The following is a 15,238-nucleotide window of genomic DNA, read 5'->3' on the forward strand; positions in this document are numbered from 1 at the left end:
CAAACCAAGGAAGCAAGCGGCTGCCGAGCCTGCTGCCGCATAGAGGGTTTGCGCATAAGCACATGCGCGGCAGCCGCATATGCACATGCGAACTGCGCAGTTCACGGATGGGCATGCCGCACCAACAATGGGCTGAGAACGTGTTGACGTTCGTAGGCACGCATCACCTCCCGCCGATGCAGCACATTTCCAAGAGACTCCATGAGTGCAAGCCCTGCTACCTTGAATGACTACCTGGCTGAAAAGCGCGGCGCCGTGTTGGCCCGCGATGCCCACATCGATGCCGGCACGGCCCAGGCCACGGACCTGCGCGCCAGCGTGAGCGCCGAAGGGCGCAGCGGCGTGCGCCGCATCCGCATCCGCGAGCACCAGGTCATCAGCGACAGCCCGCCCAGCTTTGCCGGCTACAACCTGGGCCCCAGCTCGCCCGAGCTGCAGCTGGGCGTGCTGGGCAGCTGCGTCACCCATATCTTTCTGATCCAGGCATCGGCGCAGCAAGTGCCATTGACCAGCCTGGAGGTGGAGGTGAGCGGCGTGATCGACCCACGCGCCGGCAAGCCCGGCCACGAGGCCACACCCATTTGGCCCCATGACATTGCCTACACCGTGCATATCGATTCGCCCGCGCCGCGCGCCGACATCGATGCGCTGTTTGCCGCTGTTGAGCGGACCTGCCCGATCCTGAACTTGCTGCGCCAGTCGCAGACCATCCGCGCAAGCGTTGAGCACCGCGATTCTTTGAAGCAAGCGGCCTGATTCGGCCCGCTCTGCTTTTTTTATCCATTGACAGGAAGACACCCATGGCACTGACACTTGACCACATCGTGATCGCCGTCCACGACCTTGACAAAACCATTGACGACTACGCCGCACTCGGCTTTACCGTTGTGCGCGGCGGTGAGCACCCCGGCCGCCCCACCCACAATGCGTTGGTGGTGTTTGAGGATGGCGCCTACTTTGAGTTGATCGCCTGGCGCAGCCCGGCACCGCAAGACCGCTGGTGGCAGCTGCTGGACCAGCATGGCGAGGGCATCATCGACTTTGCGCTGCTGCCGCCCAGCACCGCCGAGGTGATCGCTGCCGCCAAGTCGCGCGGCCTGGACCTGCAAGGCCCGCTCGATGGCGGCCGCCTGCGCCCCGACGGCGAGCAGCTGCAATGGCAAACCGGCCGCCCTACGACCTATGACCTGCCCTTCCTCTGCGGCGACATCACCCCCCGCAAGCTACGTGTCCCCGAGGGCGAAGTGCGCCAGCATGCCAACGGCGCCACTGGTGTGGCACGCCTGACGGTCGCCGTCAGCGACCTGCTGCAAAGCCTGGAGCGCTACCGCGCGCTGCTGGGCGACAAGGCCCATATCCACGCAGCCGATGGCGGCAACAGCGCCACGATTGCATTGGGCAACAGCGTGTTGGAGCTGACGCAAACGGCGCCGCAACTGCAGAGCAAGGGCGAAGGGCCTTTGGCGATTGTGCTCAAGGGTGCTGGCACCTGGGAGCAGGCCTCTGCCAACCTGACGCATGGTGCAGACATTGCGTTTGCGAAGGCGGAGCTGGAGAAGGCCGATAGCAGCCTGGCTACCGCCTAAGCTTTCTGGGCAGGCCGGGCCTTAATACACATCACGTCGGTAGCGCCCGGCCAGCGCCAACGCATCCACCTCGGCGGCCCCCAGCACCTGGCGCAGCACGGTATCCACGCCCTGCGCCATGCCCTGCTGGCTGCCGCAGACATAGATCGCAGCGCCGCGCGCGACCCAGTCGCGCAGCCGCTGCGATTGGCGCTCCAGCAACTGCTGCACATAGCAGGGGTCGGTGGCATCGCGGGACCAAGCGCGGTCCAGGCGCTCCAGCTGGCCAGCGGCCAGCCACTGCTGCAGTTGCGCGTCCAGCAGTGCATCCTCGTGGGGCTTACGCTCACCAAATACCAGCCACTGGTCAGAGCGCCCCCTCGTAATGCGTGCGCGGATATGGCTGCACAGGCCCGCCAAGCCGGTGCCATTGCCGATCAGCAGCAAGGGGCGCTCGGCGTTGTCTCCCAATCTAAAACCGCTGTGCGCACGCAGCCGCATCGGCAGCACATCGCCCACGGCCATGCCTTCGCACAGCCAGCCCGATGCCAGCCCCGGTGTGCCATCGGCGCGCGTGCTTTGGCGCACCAGCAGTTGCAGCTGGCCATCCTCAGGCACCGAGGCGATCGAATAATCTCGGCTGCGCAGCGGATCGGCCGGCACCGCCAGCGATACCAGGTCGCCGGATTCCCAGCGCGGCAAGGCGCCGGACTGCGGCTGCCAGTCGAGCAGGTACACCGGGCCGCCCTGGCTGCTGGGGTTGAGCAACTGGCGGCGGTGCAGCACCCAGGGCTGGGCGGCTTGCGGCTGGCGCCAGCCCTCGCCGGCCTGGCCGGTCAGCGTCTGCAGCAGCTCGGCCGTCTGGCCCTGCCAGGCGACCAGGCTGGCCTCATCGCCGTTGTCCATGCACAGCACATCGGCCTTGGCGCCCTGCTGCTGCAGCCACTGCTGCACGCGCAGGCCAAAGGCGCAGAAGGCCGCGTATTCGCTGTCGCCCAGCGCCAGCACCTGGGCACTGTGCCCGGGCAGCAGTTGCGCCTGCTCCAGCACCTGGCGCACAAAAGGCAGGGCATCGTCGGGCGCATCGCCCTCGCCGGTGGTGGACAGCAGCCAGAGGCTTTGCGGGCAGGCCTGCAAGTCGGCCAGGCGCAGCGCCTGCACCGGCCGCAGTTGGACCGCGCAGCCGCCGGCATGCAGCACACGCGCGGTCTCATGGGCCAGGGCCTCGGCCCGGCCGGTCTGGCTGGCATAGGCCACCAGCACCGGCGCGCCCTGCTGGCTGCCCGCTTGCAGCGCGAGCTGCTCCTGGCGCTCAGCCCGGCGCTGGCGCCACAGCCGCCCTGCAATGCCGGCACACAGCAGTGCATACCCGGCCACCAAGCCTGCTGCGCCTGCCAACCGCGCAGGGCTTGCTATCCAATCGATCATCGCTTCATGCTGCCTGCAAAACGCTGTTCCCAAGCCGGCGTCATACGGCGCTGGCCTTGCGGCTGCCCGGCATCGGGATGGGTGTGGAACACCGCCGCCAGCTGCTGATGCAGCGCAAACTGCCAGCCGTCCTCGGGCCCCAGCACCGTCAGCACAGTGGCCAGCGCATCGGCATGCATGCAGTCGCGGTGGTAGACCGTGACGCTGGTCAGCGCATGGGCCACGGGCCGGCAAGTGCGCGGGTCCAGGCTGTGTGAAAAACGCTGGCCACCCTGCATGAACACATGCCAGTGGTCGCCCGAGCTGGCCAGCGCGCCATCGCCCAGCGGCACCACCAGCGGTTCAGCGCCGGCAACGCCTGCCACGGCCACCCGCCAAGGCTGGCCACCGGGTTTCTGGCCCCAGGCCCGGATCTCTCCGCCAATTTCCAGCAGCGCATGCTGCCAGCCGGCCGCGCGCAAGCGCTCTGCGACCCAGTCCACCGCATAGCCCTTGGCGATGCCGCTCAGATCCAGCTGCAGGCCACCGGGTTGCAGCAGGCGCCGCTGCTGCGGCTGCCACTGCAGGCGCTGGTGGCCGCAGACCTGCGGCGCACGGTCGATATCGGCCTGCGCTGGTGCTTGACCACTGTGCGGCGCTTGCGGGTGCGCACGCGGTCCAAAGCCCCAGAGTGACACCAGCGCGCCCACCGTCGGGTCATAGGCGCCATCGCAGGCGCGGGCCCAGTGCAGGGCCGCATCCAGCACCTGCGCCAGCTCGGGTGGCAGCGTGTGCCAGCTATCCGCATCAGCGGCATTGAAGCGCGAGAGGCAGGAGTCTGCGTCCCAGTTGCTCATCTGCGCGATGACGGCATCGAGCGTTTGCTGCACCAGCGCCTGTACCGGCGCCAGCGGGGCGTAGTCGGGGTTGGCCAGGCGCAGCGACCAGGTGGTGCCCATCGTCGCGCCCTGCAGGCTGTGCAGGCTGCCATCTTGCGCATGCTGCATCGCAGGCGCGCTCCAGGCGGAGGATGCAAAGGAGCGACCGGCCAACGCAGGCAGGCCTTCTCCCCGGGCCTGGGCCTTAGGGATCTGCCAGATGCCGGCGCCATAGTGGATGCGCGGCGCCGTGCTCACAGCGGCTCCGCGATCAGGCCGGCGCTTGTCCGTTTGGCGGTCACAGCCAACGGTGCATCAAGGCAGCACTTCCAGGGTGGCGACATAGGCCAGGCGGCGTTCCTTGGCGATGGGGTTCGAGGTCTTGTCGTCGTTCACGTCCGCATCCAGCCAGTACATGCCAGCGGTGGGGAACTTGACCTTGATGTGGCCCTGGGCATCGGTCTTGAGCTTGATCTCGTTGACGGCATCGCGGTAGCGCTTGCCATCGGGCACGAGCACCACTTCGACATCGGCGGCAGGCTTGCCATCGACATGGAAGGCGAAGGTGGCCTCTTCACCGACAACCAGGTCATTGGGGTGGGTAACAGGCACCAGCTCCAGGCCCTTGCCACTCAAACGCAGCGGGCTGGGCTTGCCCATGGTCACAAAGGTCTCGATACGGCTGATGCTTTCTGCCACGCGCACGTCCTTGGCATCGGCGGGGATCTGCTTGGCGATCTCTTCGGCGCTGCCACGCAGGCGCTTCATCTGGCCGGCTGCATCCTTGTAGGAGCCCATGACGCCGCTGTTGACGATGGCCAGCTGGTAGGTGCCGGCTTGCTCGGGCTTGAGGTCAAAGACGCTGCGCAGCTCACCCTTGTGGGCATTTTTGGGCTCCACCGTGCTGCCATCGGGGGCGGTGATCACCAGCTTGTCCAGGCCCAGCGGGCGGTGGTTGAAGAAGAACATGTCATTGGACACGGCAGCATCGACCGTGACCCAGTCCGCCTTGGACAGCACGGTGCTGGAGGGCTTCATCCAGACGCTATGGGCCTGGGCGCCAATGGCGGCACAGCTCAGCGCCAGTGCGGCGGCAATACGGGTGGCAGAAAACATGGGGACGCTCCTCAAAAATAGGGGTGGATTGGATCAGGGCTTGAGTTCGAGCTTGATCTCGCCCAGCTCCGTCTTGCCTTGGGCAGTCAGGCTGGTGGCCTGCTTGGCGGGCCAGTCAAAAGGAATGCTCACCAGCTCGCGGCCACCGACTTCGCGTGCGGCCTCGATCTGCAGCTTGTACTGGCCGGGCTCCAGCTTGGGCAGCGGGTTGCTGCCTTCGGAGAAGGACAGCGCATGCTTGCCTGCCGGCTTGGTGGGCTGGGTCACGCCATCAATGGGCACGCTCAACTCACGGCCGCTGCGGCGCCACCACTGGCGCATGTCCTTGAGCCATTTCGCGCCTTCGGCATCGCGCTTTTTCACCTCGTACCAAACCGACAGATTGGCGGCCACGCTGCCGTCTGCGCGCTCCAGCCAGACGGCGACATAGGGACGGTGGTATTCGGCCACCTCCAGGCGTGGCAGCTCAACGCCGACATTCAGCCCACCGGCTACGGCCGGCAGACCAGCCACCGCCGTCAAGGCCACGGTGAAACGCGAAACAGTGCTTGTCATGTGCTCTCCTCGGAATAAAAAGATGGTGGCTGCGCGCTCAGTGCACCAGCAGCAGCGCGAGCAGCGCAGGGACCAGCAGGCCCAGGCCCACCATGGGCCAGGTCATCGGGCGGCGGCCGGCATGCATCTGCAGAATGAACAAACCGGTGATGCAGAACACCAGGCAGGCGCCCGCAAAGATGTCGATGAACCAGGTCCAGGCCACCCCCGCATGGCGGCCCTTGTGCAAATCGTTGAAGTAGGAGATCCAGCCCCGGTCGGTGGATTCATGCTCGGCCTGCCCGTCGCTCAGCGCAACGCGCACCCAGGCATCGCCACCTGGCCGTGGCAGGGCCACATAGACCTCGTCGTCATTCCACTCCACCCCACGCTGGCGGGTGTCGGCACCCAGCTCTGTGCGCAGCCAGCCTTGCACATCGGCAGGCAGCGGCTGGGCCGTATCTGCGCCCTCTTTATGGCTTACGGCCGCCTTTTGCAGGCTCTGCAGCAGTGGCGTGGGCAAGGTCCCTTCGCGCAACACCACTGCCGGCTTGGCCTCTATCTGGCCGGCATGGTTGAGCGTGAAGCCCGTCACCGCAAACAGCAGCATGCCCACCAGGCAGATGGCGGAGCTGACCCAGTGCCATTCATGCAAGGTCTTGAGCCAGTAGGCCCGCTGCGAGGAGGAAGACGCGTTGGCTTTCATGCGGAGAGAGGCAGGTTTCAGACTCTGGAACGGGGCAGAACCCCACAGGGCAAAAGCAGGGATTTTAAGGACATTAAATGCTAATGAATCTCATTTTCAAATAATTTACCCAGCGGAGACATGGGCAGGGCTTGGATCTCAGGCCTCAGGTCTCCGCCCACATGCGCAGCAGGTTGTGGTAGTGGCCCGTGAGGGCGACGGTGTCTTCCGTCTCGCCCAGCTGCGTGCGCAGCCGCTGGATGCTCTGGTCCAGCTCAAACAGCATCGCGCGACGGGCATCGTCTCGCACGAGGCTCTGGGTCCAGAAGAAAGAGCTGACCCGCTCGCCCCGGGTCACCGGCTCGACCCGGTGCAGGCTGGACGAGGGGTAGAGGATCAGGTCGCCCGCAGGCAGCTTCACCTCATGCATGCCATAGGTATCGACGACGACCAGCTCGCCGCCGTCATAGTCCTCGGGGTCGGACAGGAACAAGGTGGACGACACATCGGTTCGCAGCCACTGGGCCACGCCGGCCTCGCGCCGCGCAGCACCATCGACATGCAGGCCATAGGTTTCTGATTCGGCATAGCGGTTGAACAGCGGCGCCATCGTGCGGGCAGGCAGGGCCGCCTGAAAGAACAGCGTCTTGGCCGCCAGCGCGCGCTGGATGATGCGGCCCTGCTCCAGCGCCACGGGTGACGTCTCGGGCAGTTGCCGGTTGCGCTTGACCTGCGCGCCCTGGCTGCCGACCGTGGCACGGCCGTCTATCCAGTCGGCCGTGTCGATGGCCGCGCGCATGGCGGCCACCTCGTCGCGCGTCAGTACATTGGGAATGTGCAGCATCATGGCTTGATCTCCTCCATGAAAAAAAGCCCCGGCAGACGCGGGGCTGGCTTCAAACAAGTGATTAGAAGCTAAAGTTCGCCGTTACGCGCGCCGAGCGTGGAATGCCGGGGAAGTAGCGGTAGCCGCTCTTGTTGATGGCCGCCACATAGCGCTTGTTGAACAGGTTGTAGACATTCAGCTGGATATCCACGTTCTTGTTGATGCGGTAGCTGGCCAGTGCATCAAATACCCAGTACGACTCGGTGAAGTTGGGTGTACCCACGGCGCCATCGGTGCCGCGCTTGAGGCCGCTGGCGTAGCGTGCGCCGCCGCCCACCGTCAGGCCCGAAGAGAACTGGTAGCTGCTCCACAGCGACAGCGCATTCTTGGGCGTGTAGGCCAGGCCGCTGGATCCGTCTTGCGCCACATTGGCGCCCGTGTCCACCTTGGTGTTCTGGATGGTGTAGCCCGCAGTCATACCCCAGGCGGGGGTGATCTGGCCGGTGGCACCTAGCTCCAGGCCTTGCACTGTCTTCTTGCCGGTCTGGTTCACGCTGCCGTCCGAGTCGGTCACGATTTCGTTGGTGATCTCGGTACGGAACAGCGCACCGGTCAGCAGCAAGCGCTTGTCCATCAGCTCCCACTTGGTGCCCACTTCGGCCGTCTTGGCCTTTTGCGGTGCCAAATTAGGATTGCCGGCATTGTTGCCCACCGCAGACAGCGCAAAGTTGCTGCCGCCCGGAGGTTGCTGCGACAGCGCGTAGTTCACATACACGCTGCCGTTGGGTGCCGGCTTGTACAGCAGGCCGGCCTTCCAGCTCACCAGGTTGCCCGAGGCCTGCAGGCCATCCGAGGTGGTGGGCACCACCGTGCCGGCCGGGTTGGTGCCGCAAGGCTGGGTGGTAGAGGTCGCCGTGCAGACGGCCATCGCGTTGTACTTGGTCTTGTAGTGGTCCCAACGCAAGCCCATATTGGCCTGCCATTGGTCATTGAACTGCAGGGTGTCAAAGGCATACAGCGCGACGGTGTCGGTGGTGCCCTTGCTGTCCGCACCATTGCGCGAATAAGAGGGCAGCGACACGCTGGAGTCCGGGTTGTAGATGCTGACAACCGGCACCACGCCCGTCGTCGCCAGGCCGTAGTTGGTCTGCTCTTCGCGCGTCAGCTCCAGGCCGGTGCTCAGGCTGTGCTTGACCGAGCCGGTCTCAAAGGCGGTGGTCAGATTGGTCTGGTTGGTCAGGATGCGGTTGACCTGGTCCTTGGTATTGATGTTGCGCGACATCGTCCAGGTGGAGGGGTCGGCAGGATTGGGTGTCAGCAAGGAGCCTGGCGTCCAGGCGCCGGTGGTGGCGTTCTGCGAATAGCCGGTGGCCATGAAGGCCGACAGCAGGTAATCCTGCTTGGTCTGGCCCCACCGCGTGGTGTTGCGCAAGGTGCTGCCGGGCGCAATGTCATGCTCCAGCCGCAAGGTGACCATGTCCGCGGTCACGTCGTCGTGGTCCGAGGCCGTGCCGTAGAAATTGCTCGAATCCACGCGCGATGCGCTGTTCAGGAAGCTGCGGTAGCCGGGGTAGTTGCTGCGGTCGGGCGCACTGTAGCCGGGCAGGCCCATGGTCAGCACACCGCCATCGGGCACATTGCTTTGCTTCACGTGCAGCAGGTTCAGGAACACGCGGGTGTCGGTGTTCAGGCCAAAGGCAAACGATGGCGCCAGGCCCCAGCGGTCGTTCTTGACCTGGTCGCGGCCGGCCACACCGGCATCCTGCACCATGGCATTGAGGCGGAATGCCGTGCCGTTCTCATGGCTCAGGCTGCGGTTCAGATCGATGGTCGTGCGCTTGTAGCTGCCACTGCCAAAGCCGAGCGAGCCGCCAAAGCTGTCGGTCATGTTGGGCTGCTTGGTGACCATATTGATCGCGCCAGTGGGCGCGCTGCGGCCGTAATCGGTGCCGGCGGGGCCCTTGGTCACTTCCACCTGGTCGGTGTTGAACACGTCGCGCGACAACGCGCCCACATCGCGCACACCGTCCACATAGATGCTGCTCGACGTATCAAAGCCGCGCATGTAGATGGCATCGCCCGTGCTGGTGTTGCCGTTCTCGCCCGCGTAGAAAGTGCCCACACCGGGCACATTGCGCAGTGCTTCGGTCAAGGTGGTGGCGCCCTGCTCCTTCATCACCTGCTCCTTGACCACGGAGATCGTCTGCGTGGTGTTGACCAGCGGCTGGGTGAACTTGGGCGAGGACAGCTGGCTGGGCTCATAGCCGGTTTCGCGCGCTGCCTCCACCGTCACTTCTTTCAGCGTGACCGTCGGTGCGGGCGCGTTCTGCGCCAAAGCCGGCATGCCCAGTACCGCGATGGCAGTCGCTGCCACCAGACCGGCCTTGGGGGCAGGAGCGGCAGCACCATGTTTGCGACTTTTGATATAGGTTTGTTGTGTCATAAACGAGGAAAGCAGAGTAAAGAAAACGCTTGCAGATTCATCGACTTGGAGGCCAAAAGCCGTCCAGACCGCAGAACATGAGCAAGCGCTAACTCGCAATGATAACGATTCTCGTTATTAATTTCACTTAGCTTTCACCAAACCCCGTCTTCTGTCGCGAAGTGGCAACAGGCGGCTGACCCGGCATCGCTGCTGACGACGCCAGCCGTTCCATCGCACGGGGTCGGGCGGGTGGGTGATGGGCGGGTCGCTGCCATGCGAGAATCGCCGGCGGGCTCAGCCCCAAGCCCTGTCAAAGCCATCGCATGCCTGCCCCAACGCCCACGACCACGCCCACCAGCCAGCCGGCCCAGGCGTTCTGGTGCGACCCGGCCCTGCCCTTTGTGGAAAGCCGCCGCGCCAGCCAGAGCCGGGCTTGCTACAAGCCGCACCACCACCCGAGCTTTTCCATCGGCGCGGTCGATGGCGGCCACAGCGTCTTCACCAGTGGGGAGGCCGGCCCGGTCCGGCTGTCGCCCGGCGCCCTGGTCTTTGTGCCGGCCGAGCGCGTGCATGCCTGCAACCCGGCACCCGATAGCGCCTGGAGCTACCAGATGCTGCACCTGGATGCCGGCTGGCTGCAGGCGCTGCGTGCGGAATATGCGGACCCGGCTGCGATGGCCAACGAGCCGGTGCGCATCGTCGAGGACCCCGCCCGCTACCAGCGCTTTTGCCAGCTCAATGCCCTGCTGTTCTCCCAAGCCGACGCGGCCGACAAGGAAGCCAGCCTGGTCGAGTTCATCGGCGACCTCGACATCCAGCAAGGCCTGCACATCCAGGCCCCCGAGCTGCCATCGCGGTTGGCGCAGCGCATCCGCCCGGCGCTGGAATGCCTGCGCGCCAACCCCTGCGCCAGCGTGCCCCTGAACCAACTCGCCGACTTGGCGGGCATGAGCCGCTACCAGACCATCCGCGCCTTTCGCAAGCTAACGGGCCTGGCGCCCCATGCCTGGCAGCTGAACCAGCGCATCAACCTGGCCAAACAGCAGCTGCGCGGGCCGGATGGCATAGCCGCAGTGGCGCAGCAGCTGGGCTTTGCCGACCAGGCGCATTTTCAGCGGGTGTTCAAGGCGCATACCGGCGTCACGCCAGGTTGCTTTCGCACGAAGTATTAATTACTGGCTGCAATTTCGTTCAATACAAAGCAAGCGGCAGCCGCCACCATGCAAGGCCATCACCCTCTGGTCTCTTTGCATGCAACCGTTTTTGCTGATCGCCGCCGCCCATTTTCTGGCGCTGCTCTCCCCCGGTCCTGATTTCTTTCTGATCGCCCGCACCTCGCTGGCCAGCGGCTGGCGCGCAGCCAGCGCCGCCTGCCTCGGTATCGCGCTGGCCAATGGCGTGTTTATCGTCACGGCCTTTGCCGGGGTCGCCGTGCTGCAGCCGGGCAGCCAGCTGTTCATCGCGCTGCAGCTGGCCGGCTGCGGCTATCTGCTCTACCTGGGTGTGCTGTTTATTCGCCATGCCGGCAAGAGCGCGCTGACAGTCTCGGCCAGCAATCGCACATCGGAACCTGGCCTTCCCATCACCACCTGGCGCCGCGCTGCGTGCATGGGTTTTCTCTCGGGCATCCTCAACCCGAAGAACGCGCTGTTCTATGCCAGCCTGGCGGCCATGCTGACGGGCCCGCATGCCAGCGTGGGCTGGAAGCTGGTGTACGGCAGCTGGATGTTCAGCATCGTGCTGCTCTGGGACCTGCTGATTGCCGCGCTGATCGGCAACCCGGCGGTGCTGCGGCGCTTTGCGCGGGCACTGCCCTGGCTGGAGCGCATCTCGGGGGCGGTGCTGATCGCGCTGGCCCTGGGGGTGATTGCGGCGCTGTGGCTGCGTTGAGGGCCGCACAGCCATTCCAGCTCCCACATTGTTCCGGCCACCGAACAATGAATTCGCCCCCGCCGCGTTGATCGCGCCGAGCGGCATTTCTAGAATTTCTCCATCGACGGACATCGTTGCCGCAGCGAATCTGCCTTGCTAAGCAAGCCCGCCATGTCGAGGCATCAGGCAGAGGAAGACCGCGACCGCAGCGTATCGCAATAAGCCAGGCATAGAGAGATCCAGCAAGCCGACACGATGCAGGATGCAACGATGTCCGAGAAATAGTGCGCGCCCAGGTACATGCGACTGAGGCCCACCAGTGCCACGATGCCCATCAGTGCAAAGCCCAGGCATAGACGCAAACTCCAAGCTAAAGAGCTCCTCAGGGTCATGCATAGCGCCCATCCCACCACAATCGCTGCAGACAGCGTATGGCCGCTCGGGAAACCGAAGCCGTGGGCTGAAACCAGGGGCTCCAGAGCCGGACGCGTGCGGTGAAAAGCCGTTTTCAGGGTGAAATTCAGCGGCGCAGCGCCAATCAAGAGTGCAGCCGATTCGCCCACCAATCGCCACTGGCGACGGACGACAGGGAAAGCAAGAGCCACCAGCGCCACCAGGACCAGGAGTGGCGTCTGGATCCAGTGCATGGCCAGCATGAGCCCTTGCAGCTGCGCGCTGTCGATGCTTCTCAGCCTCTTGATCAAGACCAGCTCTTGCGCCTCCACACTCGGATTGATAACGAATGCGGCCAGGATCAACAGGCTGGTCGCCAAGATCCAGGACAGGATCAAGAAACGCTTGGATGTGGATAAAGCCCAAGTCCACGGAGTCGTGGGGTGGAGGCTTCTATCGGCAGCAGGAAAGTCGAGCTGCATGGAGGGTCCTTTCAGGCCGGAATGCGCAAGGAGCCGGTTCATGTCGGCTGAATGCCTTGCGCGGCTCGCCCGCTATTCTCTAGACCATCCGAGACGGCCTGATGACTGCCTCGGTCATCTTCGTTGCCAACGACAGCGACAGCTGATCGGCGGTGCCTGATGTGCCTGATGTGCTTGAACTGGGTCGCTGAATGGACCTTAGGGACGACAGTGAAGGCGGCGTGGTGACGCGACGTCGCTCCTGGCTTCGCGTGGCGACATCGATGGAAGCGGGAAAAGCTCGAAAAACGAAAAAGCCTCAGAGCATTTCTACTCTGAGGCTTGACGTTTGGTGCGGCTGGCAGGAATTGAACCCACGACCCCTTGGTTCGTAGCCAAGTACTCTATCCAACTGAGCTACAGCCGCTAATTTTCGATGCTTTGGCGGAGAGGGAGGGATTCGAACCCTCGGTACGTTTGCACGTACGCCTGATTTCGAGTCAGGTACATTCGACCACTCTGCCACCTCTCCGCAGCGCCGAAGCTGCAATTGTAGCAGGCAATTTGATGGTCTCGGGAAGAAACACAGATTTCTTGGAAATTGATGGGCGGCAAGGTGGTCAACACGGGCTGGAGGGGTCAGCCCCTCACCCAAACTGAGGCCAAACTTAAGGCCAGGCTGAAAGCGCGTCTGGCTGACGCCGCGCCGTCAACGGCAGCCGCACCATGGCGTTGTGCAGGTATGCGGTGGGTTTTGGGGCAAGCGATAGGCCCTAGGCAACTACCAACCACCGCCGGCTTTCAGGAGAGCACCATGTCCCCAGCAGTTGACCGCCTTGTACCTATTTCTACCCGCGCATTACCACCGCCTATACTCGCAGGCGGCCTCCGGATCGGGCTGGTTGCACTGGCTGCAGCACTGACCCTGGCCGGGTGCAATGACGATGGCAGTGCCAACAAGGCCGCCAGCGCCCCTGCCGAGAATGCCGCTGTCAACCCAGCGCCTGCCGCGGAGCCCGCCGTCGTGCAGGCCGCCTACACGCCGCCATCTGCCGACATCCTCTACCAGATGGTGGCGCCCATCGCGCTGTATCCGGACAAGCTGGTCGCGCAAATCCTGGCGGGTTCCACCTATCCCGACCAGGTCAGTGCTGCCGAAACCTGGCTTGCGCAGAATCCAGGCCTCAAGGCCAGCGCGCTCAGCAGCGCAGCCAATGCCCAGCCCTGGGATCCCTCCATCAAATCGCTCACGCTGTTTCCCAACGTACTGCGGCAAATGGCATCCAACCTGCCGTGGACGACGGCGCTCGGCAAGGCCTATTACAACGATCCGGCCGACGTGATGAATGCCATCCAGGTGATGCGTGGCCGCGCCTACAAGGCAGGCTCGCTCAAGGACTCCAGCCACCTGAAGGTCAAGCTGGTGACCGACGCCGCGCCCCCCCAAAGCTATGCCCCCAGCGATGCAGCACCTGAAGTGCTGGTGACTGCGCCGGTCGTCGAGCCGCCACAGCAATTCATCGAAATCGCCCCTACTGAGCCCTCCACGGTCTACGTCCCGCAGTACAACCCCAGCGTGGTCTATGGCGCATCGCTTCCTGTCTACAGTGGCTACAGCTATGTCGTCCCTCCGCCACCCCCAGCTCCCGTCGTGGTAGGAGGCTTCGTTGCGCCAGCAGTCAGCGGACTGATTGGCTTTGGCGTCGGCGTTGCAGTGACCGAGGTCATCAGCCACCCCTGGGGCTGGAATGCATGGCACGTCCATTGGGGCGAGCCTGGCCAGCCTGGCAACTGGGTCCGGGGTAACCGCCCACCTCCACCGTTGGCGCGTCCCGCCGTTGTCTACAACAACCAAACTTACATATCCAACTCACACACGGTCGTGGAAAACATCCACAACACCACCAACGTGCATGTGGTCAACAATGCGCCAGTGGCCGAGCCCGCCCGACCTGCGATGACCACCGGCGTGCTCCCTGGCGGCCACGGGGCTGCCGTGGCTGCGGGCGCAGCCACGGCGGCGGCTGCAGCGGGCGCCTATGCATTCAGCCAGCGCCAGGCGGGTGACCCGCCCAAGGTGCCGACCAGCCCGGGCATGCAGCCCCTGGTGCGTCCCGGCGCCGTGGCAGCCATGCAGCAGCCTGCAGACCCCCATGCCCAACCCGCTCAAGCGCCAGCCCATCAACGGCCCGGCGAGTTGACCATGGCACAACCGATGGCCCAGCCACCAGCACACGGCCAACCGAGGGAAGCACAGCAGGCACAGCAAGCGCAAGCGCGCCAACAGCAAATGGCACAGCAGCGCGCACAGCAAGACCAGATGCACCAACAGCAAATGGCGCAGCAACATGTCCAGCAGGAGCAAACACGCCAACAGCAAATGGCCCAGCAGCACGCGCAGCAAGACCAGGCGCACCAACAACAGATGGCGCAGCAGCGTGCCCAACAAGAGCAAACACGCCAGCAGCAGATGGCCCAGCAGCGAACGCAGCAAGACCAGATGCACCAGCAGCAGATGGCGCAGCAACGCTCCGAACAAGAGCAAGCACGCCAGCAGCAGATGGCCCAGCAGCGCGCACAGCAAGACCAGATGCACCAACAGCAGATGGCGCAGCAGCGGACCCAACAGGAGCAAGCGCGACAGCAGCAGATGGCACAGCAACGGGCCCAGCAAGAACAGATGCAGCAACAAATGCGGGCACAACAGCATGCGCATGCAGAGCAAATGCGCCAGCAGCAGATGCACCAGCAGGCGCAGTCAGGCGCCCACCCGCAAGCGAGTGAAGGCCAACGCGGCGAACGCCGCGACCGTGAGTAAGTCCGCTTGACTTTGTCTGGCACGCCAGTGATGCGGGCACTGCGCGGGATGGCAAGGAACGCGCTTCTTGCCTCGACATGGGCATGCTGATTCCGCCCCAGGGGCAGATAGCTGTCCGCAGCCTCAGACGGCTAAGCGATCAAAGTTGGGACCATTGGACCCTCTTGTCTGCCGGTGGCCACATGGAAGCTTAAGCGTGGCCATCGCTGCAGCAGCGTGGGGATAGAGCTACTTCAGCGCGGGGATGGGCTGACGCGA

13 protein-coding genes and 2 tRNA genes are annotated in these 15,238 nt (G+C 64.5%); 5 read left to right on the forward strand and 10 right to left on the reverse strand.

The annotated features are described in order from the left end of the window. Positions 1–201: 201 nt before the first annotated feature. Complete coding sequence (locus tag HS961_RS19595; RefSeq protein WP_182324878.1) at positions 202–756, forward strand: OsmC family protein; 555 nt, start codon at positions 202–204, stop codon at positions 754–756. Positions 757–800: 44 nt separating this feature from the next. Beyond that, positions 801–1,586, forward strand: a complete 786-nt coding sequence (locus HS961_RS19600) for a VOC family protein (RefSeq protein WP_182324880.1) — start codon at positions 801–803, stop codon at positions 1,584–1,586. A 21-nt stretch (positions 1,587–1,607) separates the two neighbouring features. Here HS961_RS19600 and HS961_RS19605 read toward each other — a convergent pair whose 3' ends face one another. The 7 genes from HS961_RS19605 to HS961_RS19635 form a co-directional block, all read right to left on the reverse strand. After that, complete coding sequence (locus HS961_RS19605) at positions 1,608–2,993, reverse strand: sulfite reductase subunit alpha (RefSeq protein ID WP_182324882.1); 1,386 nt, start codon at positions 2,991–2,993, stop codon at positions 1,608–1,610. Beyond that, complete coding sequence (locus HS961_RS19610; protein ID WP_182328348.1) at positions 2,990–3,979, reverse strand: FAD:protein FMN transferase; 990 nt, start codon at positions 3,977–3,979, stop codon at positions 2,990–2,992. The genes HS961_RS19605 and HS961_RS19610 overlap by 4 nt, the downstream gene beginning before the upstream one ends. Before the next feature lie 186 nt (positions 3,980–4,165). Further along, positions 4,166–4,966 carry a DUF4198 domain-containing protein gene (locus tag HS961_RS19615; protein ID WP_182324884.1) on the reverse strand — a complete coding sequence of 267 codons (801 nt, stop codon included), beginning with the start codon at positions 4,964–4,966 and terminating at the stop codon, positions 4,166–4,168. Between the two features lie 33 nt (positions 4,967–4,999). Then, positions 5,000–5,521: a DUF2271 domain-containing protein gene (locus HS961_RS19620; protein WP_182324886.1), complete on the reverse strand. Its 522-nt coding sequence runs from the start codon at positions 5,519–5,521 to the stop codon at positions 5,000–5,002. Positions 5,522–5,558: 37 nt separating this feature from the next. Further along, a complete protein-coding gene (locus HS961_RS19625; RefSeq protein ID WP_182324888.1) occupies positions 5,559–6,206 on the reverse strand; it encodes a PepSY-associated TM helix domain-containing protein in 648 nt (215 codons plus the stop codon). A gap of 145 nt (positions 6,207–6,351) precedes the next feature. Then, positions 6,352–7,032 (reverse strand): Fe2+-dependent dioxygenase, encoded by a 681-nt coding sequence (locus tag HS961_RS19630; protein WP_182324890.1) that lies wholly within the window; start codon positions 7,030–7,032, stop codon positions 6,352–6,354. A 61-nt stretch (positions 7,033–7,093) separates the two neighbouring features. After that, complete coding sequence (locus HS961_RS19635; protein ID WP_182324892.1) at positions 7,094–9,454, reverse strand: catecholate siderophore receptor Fiu; 2,361 nt, start codon at positions 9,452–9,454, stop codon at positions 7,094–7,096. A gap of 305 nt (positions 9,455–9,759) precedes the next feature. Here HS961_RS19635 and HS961_RS19640 point away from each other — a divergent pair, with 305 nt between their 5' ends. Continuing rightward, the gene (locus HS961_RS19640; protein ID WP_182324894.1) at positions 9,760–10,608 is read left to right on the forward strand and encodes a helix-turn-helix transcriptional regulator; all 849 of its coding nucleotides are present in this window, start codon (positions 9,760–9,762) and stop codon (positions 10,606–10,608) included. 79 nt (positions 10,609–10,687) lie between these two features. Further along, the gene (locus HS961_RS19645; protein WP_182324896.1) at positions 10,688–11,326 is read left to right on the forward strand and encodes a LysE family translocator; all 639 of its coding nucleotides are present in this window, start codon (positions 10,688–10,690) and stop codon (positions 11,324–11,326) included. Positions 11,327–11,490: 164 nt separating this feature from the next. Here HS961_RS19645 and HS961_RS19650 read toward each other — a convergent pair whose 3' ends face one another. The 3 genes from HS961_RS19650 to HS961_RS19660 all read right to left on the reverse strand — a co-directional run bounded on the left by HS961_RS19650 (position 11,491) and on the right by HS961_RS19660 (position 12,694). After that, the gene (locus tag HS961_RS19650) at positions 11,491–12,183 is read right to left on the reverse strand and encodes a phosphatase PAP2 family protein (protein WP_182324898.1); all 693 of its coding nucleotides are present in this window, start codon (positions 12,181–12,183) and stop codon (positions 11,491–11,493) included. Positions 12,184–12,512: 329 nt separating this feature from the next. After that, a tRNA-Arg gene (locus HS961_RS19655) sits at positions 12,513–12,589 on the reverse strand. Between the two features lie 15 nt (positions 12,590–12,604). Further along, a tRNA-Ser gene (locus HS961_RS19660) sits at positions 12,605–12,694 on the reverse strand. Between the two features lie 282 nt (positions 12,695–12,976). On the opposite strand from HS961_RS19660, the gene HS961_RS19665 reads away from it, so the two are divergent. Next, complete coding sequence (locus HS961_RS19665) at positions 12,977–14,980, forward strand: DUF3300 domain-containing protein (protein ID WP_182324900.1); 2,004 nt, start codon at positions 12,977–12,979, stop codon at positions 14,978–14,980. Positions 14,981–15,238: the final 258 nt, after the last annotated feature.

The organism is Comamonas piscis, assembly GCF_014109725.1.
Lineage (GTDB): Bacteria > Pseudomonadota > Gammaproteobacteria > Burkholderiales > Burkholderiaceae_C > Comamonas > Comamonas piscis.

Excerpts from the sequence above, each read along its gene's own strand:
- HS961_RS19595 (WP_182324878.1), top strand. The coding sequence starts at position 202 with ATGAGTGCAAGCCCTGCTACCTTGAATGACTACCTGGCTGAAAAGCGC.
- HS961_RS19600 (WP_182324880.1), top strand. The coding sequence starts at position 801 with ATGGCACTGACACTTGACCACATCGTGATCGCCGTCCACGACCTTGAC.
- HS961_RS19605 (WP_182324882.1), bottom strand. The coding sequence starts at position 2,993 with ATGATCGATTGGATAGCAAGCCCTGCGCGGTTGGCAGGCGCAGCAGGC.
- HS961_RS19610 (WP_182328348.1), bottom strand. The coding sequence starts at position 3,979 with ATGCAGCATGCGCAAGATGGCAGCCTGCACAGCCTGCAGGGCGCGACG.
- HS961_RS19615 (WP_182324884.1), bottom strand. The coding sequence starts at position 4,966 with ATGTTTTCTGCCACCCGTATTGCCGCCGCACTGGCGCTGAGCTGTGCC.
- HS961_RS19620 (WP_182324886.1), bottom strand. The coding sequence starts at position 5,521 with ATGACAAGCACTGTTTCGCGTTTCACCGTGGCCTTGACGGCGGTGGCT.
- HS961_RS19625 (WP_182324888.1), bottom strand. The coding sequence starts at position 6,206 with ATGAAAGCCAACGCGTCTTCCTCCTCGCAGCGGGCCTACTGGCTCAAG.
- HS961_RS19630 (WP_182324890.1), bottom strand. The coding sequence starts at position 7,032 with ATGATGCTGCACATTCCCAATGTACTGACGCGCGACGAGGTGGCCGCC.
- HS961_RS19635 (WP_182324892.1), bottom strand. The coding sequence starts at position 9,454 with ATGACACAACAAACCTATATCAAAAGTCGCAAACATGGTGCTGCCGCT.
- HS961_RS19640 (WP_182324894.1), top strand. The coding sequence starts at position 9,760 with ATGCCTGCCCCAACGCCCACGACCACGCCCACCAGCCAGCCGGCCCAG.
- HS961_RS19645 (WP_182324896.1), top strand. The coding sequence starts at position 10,688 with ATGCAACCGTTTTTGCTGATCGCCGCCGCCCATTTTCTGGCGCTGCTC.
- HS961_RS19650 (WP_182324898.1), bottom strand. The coding sequence starts at position 12,183 with ATGCAGCTCGACTTTCCTGCTGCCGATAGAAGCCTCCACCCCACGACT.
- HS961_RS19665 (WP_182324900.1), top strand. The coding sequence starts at position 12,977 with ATGTCCCCAGCAGTTGACCGCCTTGTACCTATTTCTACCCGCGCATTA.